General features: G+C 61.5%; 4 protein-coding genes. All 4 read left to right on the forward strand.

All coding sequences use genetic code 11. The features are described from left to right. The coding region (locus tag AC1DSN_RS22000; protein WP_477332911.1) for a hypothetical protein at positions 1-219 on the forward strand (219 nt) is incomplete at its 5' end. Between the two features lie 49 nt (positions 220-268). After that, a complete protein-coding gene (locus AC1DSN_RS22005; protein WP_477332913.1) occupies positions 269-850 on the forward strand; it encodes a hypothetical protein in 582 nt (193 codons plus the stop codon). Positions 851-1,485: 635 nt separating this feature from the next. Further along, positions 1,486-1,641: a DUF3606 domain-containing protein gene (locus tag AC1DSN_RS22010; RefSeq protein ID WP_477297346.1), complete on the forward strand. Its 156-nt coding sequence runs from the start codon at positions 1,486-1,488 to the stop codon at positions 1,639-1,641. Between the two features lie 19 nt (positions 1,642-1,660). Further along, positions 1,661-1,876, forward strand: a complete 216-nt coding sequence (locus AC1DSN_RS22015) for a hypothetical protein (RefSeq protein WP_477297345.1) — start codon at positions 1,661-1,663, stop codon at positions 1,874-1,876. The last annotated feature ends 29 nt before the right edge of the window (positions 1,877-1,905 follow it).

A 1,905-nucleotide genomic window follows, 5' to 3' on the forward strand; every position in this document is an offset into this window, starting at 1 on the left:
GTGGTGGGAAGCACCGTGCGCTTTCTTGCCCTGCAACATCGTTCGAGCACGGCGGTCGCGCAGTTGACCTGCCTGGTCGACGAGGTCAACCTCGGCGCTGGTGAAGACGTCAGGGACGTGCTGGAAATCGTCGTCGAGGTTCCTGAGAACCACGCGTGGAGCACGCGCAGCGCCCTGCGCCGTGGCCAGCGTCGCACGACGCACCGCAGCGGGCATTAGTGCCGCATCTTGGGTCGCAAACGCGAGCGCCTTTCATGGAGGAGAAATCATGGGCACCTACACAGCACCGAAATTCCAGGTCGTCACAGTGATTCTGGGGCTGGTGGCCATGTCGGTCGGCATGGTCATCGTTGTCTTTCACGGCGCGCCAACAAAGCCACTCGAAGAGGGCGAGTATCACGCGCTGTTTGACCTTGGCGCTTACCTTTGTCCACTTCTTGCCGCCGTGTGCGCCGGCGCCGGTCTGTTCCTCCACTTTCCCCGCATCGGGGCAGGCACGTGGGGCGGCCCTGCAACGGCGAAGCCCGAAGGAGGCGAAGCCACTGCGGACGAAGACCTCAAGGCCTATTACGTTGCCTCACTCGTGTTCCTGCTGTGTGGACTGCTGTGCTACGCGTTCTGTCACCCGTGCCAGTCGCCGAACGTCACGGTCATCTCGTGTGCGTACATGGTCACCGGGACGCTTGTGCTTCGGGCTCGCGTTGCCGTCGCCCCCCCCCCCCAGAACTCGAAACACCGTTGGCTCGACGTGCGAACAATGAAGGTGATGAGTTGGGTCACCGTCGTCGGCTGCGAAGTCGCGTTTGTCTACATCCACACCATGTTCATCCACGGGCAATGCATGGACTAGCGACGCGCGGAAGGCGACCGGGGAAAGGCCGTTTACCGGGCAGTAAAGACGCAGTAGAACATCACCGAAAACATGAACACCAGAAAAAAGACGAAGGGTGCGAGGACTGCCGCATCGGGGTGTTTGAAGAGAGACATGGGAATTCCGCAGGCAGTGGATGGAGACCCAGATCTAGCAGAGCCTGACCATCCGTCAAGGGGCGGAGCAATCGGGCCGCCCTGTCCAGCCAACCGAAAAGCCAATCCGGGACGGGACCGGTGCGCAGCGGTTTGACGTCCGCAGGTGGCGCAAAGAGCGGGATCTCTCTTCCATACGTCTCCGACATGGCGGTTCACGCGCGGGTGGCCCCGCCGTCGATGTAACAAGCCTCGACGGCACCGACCCATGGTTGCGCAGCGCCTGCTGGCCGTGTCCCGAATTGTCAGGTTCCTGCGGGCTGGCGCTTCGGTGGGGCGCGAAATCATCGTCAATCTTGGGGCTGCATCGCCGAGAGCCTCAATCGTTGAGACGGACTCGGATGACCCGGACGGCCGCGCTTCCGTACACGCATTCATGGTCGCCGCGCTGACGCGCAGTTGACGACCGCTTGACCCGAAAAGAGGCAGCGTGACCGCTCGTTAGGGAGGACTTTCGCGATGAATGACAACCAAAGCATTCGTGGGCCGGCTGACGCCAAACGCATCAACGTAAACGAGGATTATGAGGTTCAGTACTGGACCACAGAACTCGAAGTGACAGAAGACAAGCTTCGCGACACTGTCAGGAAAGTTGGTGTCTGGCTGCTGACGTGAGAAAGGCGCTGGGCAAGGCATGACCGAAACGCTGACCGTCTACATCTCGCCGCCGGTGACAAAACGTGCACCATGGAGGGTGCGCTGCGATGGCCGGCCCGCCGAGGAGTTCCGCCTGGAGCAAGAAGCCATACGGCGGGCCGCCGAATGCGTTCGCATGGCCGAAAACGCAGGCGGTAGCGGCATTGTCAAAATCGAGCGTCCCGACGGTTCCTGGAGGGTATTCCCGACCTGAGCCTTTTGCGGTTCTGGTCGGAAATCCCC

This window comes from Luteibacter sp. P4_D7_3, assembly GCF_056401735.1.